Genomic DNA, 2271 nt, shown 5'->3' with positions numbered 1-2271 from the left:
GCTTCGGTTGAAAAGAAAATCAACGATAGGCACAGTATCAATGCCACGATCATTTATACGCCAAATCGTCGTGGTAAATCGTCGCCCAACACCCAAGAGGTTTATGATTTAAAAGGAATTAAGTACAATGAATATTGGGGTTATCAGAATGGTAAGAAACGGAATTCGCGCGTTAAGGAAGTAGATGAACCGATACTCATGTTAAATCATTATTGGACTATTAATAACCATTCCACCTTGCAGACCAACCTCAGTTATCAATTTGGCAAAACCGGAAACAGCCGTTTGGATTATTCCGGTGGTGCCAACCCGAGTGCGGCGTATTATCAAAAGTTACCAAGCTATGCGTTGGCCGATTCCAAGGGACCAGATTACGCCAGGGCTTATCAATTGGAACAGGATTTTTTAAAAGATGGTCAGATCGATTGGAATCGCATTTATGATGCCAATATCACCAATACGGTTGCAGGATTACCTGCTGCTTATGCATTATATGAAGATAGAAATGATGATGCACAACTCACGGTAAACTCAATTTTTACGTCTGATGTTTCCGAACATTTAACAATCAATGGTGCTATCAATTACAGTCATTTAAAATCGGAGAACTTTGCACATGTCAAGGATTTATTGGGGTCATCAGGAATGTTGAATGTAGATTCATTTGATAACATTCAATATGATTTACAAAACCCAAATCGGATTGTTGGCGAAGGCGACCGATTTAAATACAATTATAATCTTTATGCCCACGTTATTTCGGGATTTGCACAAGCACAATTGAGATATCGAAAGTTTGATTTTTTTGGTGCGCTACATTTTGTAAACACATCGTATCAACGTGAAGGCGTATATCAACATGAGCTTTATGCCAATAATTCCTTTGGAAAGGGCGATAAATTAAGCTTTACAGGTTTTGGTGCCAAAGGGGATGTGACCTATAAATTGTCTGGCAAACATTTGTTGAATTTTAGTGCAGCTTATCTAACAAGAGCGCCATCGCTAAAAAACACGTATTCCAACGCCAGAGAAAATCATAATAGCGTTAAAAACATCACCGTAGAAAAACTAACATCGATGGATTTGAGCTATAGATTCCGTTCGTCAATGGTCAACGCAAAATTATCGGGGTATTATACTAAAATTGCAGATGCCAATGACATCTCTTTTTATTACGCCGACGGATTGAATAGTTCGGAACTATCAGAAAACCAAACTTCGGCATTTGTCCAAGAAGTTTTACAAGGGATTGATAAATTACATTTTGGTCTGGAATTTGGTTTGGAAGCGCAAATAACCTCTGCCATTAAGTTAAAAGGCGTTGCTGCTTTAGGGCAATTTACTTATGCCAATAATCCCAATTTATATTTGACTTCATCAAAGTTTATAGCTGCTGATGGGGTCGATTTTGGACATGCCAATTTAAAGAATTATAAACTTTCGGGCGGTCCTCAAACCGCATATGCTGTAGGATTTGAATACCGCGATCCTGATTATTGGTGGTTTGGCGCGATGGCCAATTTTTTTGACAATACTTATGTAAAGGTCAATCCATTGACCAGAACACACAATTTTTATCTGGATGTTGATGGCATGCCGCTCAACAATTATGATCCTGAAATTGCCAAACAGCTTTTAAAACAAGAAAAATTTGATGATTATATGATTGTCAATCTTGTAGGTGGAAAATCATGGCGGCTTAACAATAATTTTGTTGGCATTTTTATGAGTATCAATAATCTTTTTGATGTGACCTATAAAACAGGTGGTTTTGAACAAGGTAGAAATGCCAATTATACCGAAGTAAAACAAGATGCTGATAACGACCTTCCTTTATTTGGCCCCAAATATTGGTATGGACGCGGAACGACCTATTTTTTGAATGCTTATATCAGATTTTAAAAGTAGAAAAACATGGCTAGAAAATATAGATTTGTAAACTACATTACGATTATAGTCGTGTTTATCATGGCGAATAGTTGTGTGCAGAATGATGATTTTTCAATTCCTGATGGCTTGGGAGTTGAAGAAAATAAAGGCTTGGAAAGCCTATTGGCCAGTGATGGCATTGAAATTTCGATAACCGAGTTGAAGTTAAAATACAATAATAGGTATAAAACACCAGTGTTAATTGACACCGATATTTATATAAAAGGTTATGTGAGTTCTTCGGATAGAGAAGGTAATTTTTTTAAGGAGTTATTTCTACAGGATGCACCCGTAAATCCAACTGCAGGCATAAAAGTTATCCTCAATCAGGTGGATATTTAT

At 37.0% G+C, this 2271-nt stretch carries 2 protein-coding genes; both read left to right on the top strand.

Translation table 11 applies throughout. The features are described 5' to 3' along the window. Window positions 1-1902: TonB-dependent receptor (locus VNJ50_RS09125; RefSeq protein WP_325581123.1), on the top strand; the 1902-nt coding region annotated here is incomplete at its 5' end. Between the two features lie 12 nt (window positions 1903-1914). Further along, a partial coding sequence (locus tag VNJ50_RS09120) for a DUF5689 domain-containing protein (RefSeq protein ID WP_325581121.1) occupies window positions 1915-2271 on the top strand: 357 nt, incomplete at its 3' end.

Source organism: Gelidibacter sp., assembly GCF_035577925.1.
Taxonomy (GTDB): Bacteria; Bacteroidota; Bacteroidia; order Flavobacteriales; family Flavobacteriaceae; genus Gelidibacter.
This window is presented reverse-complemented; position numbering and strand designations above follow the sequence as displayed.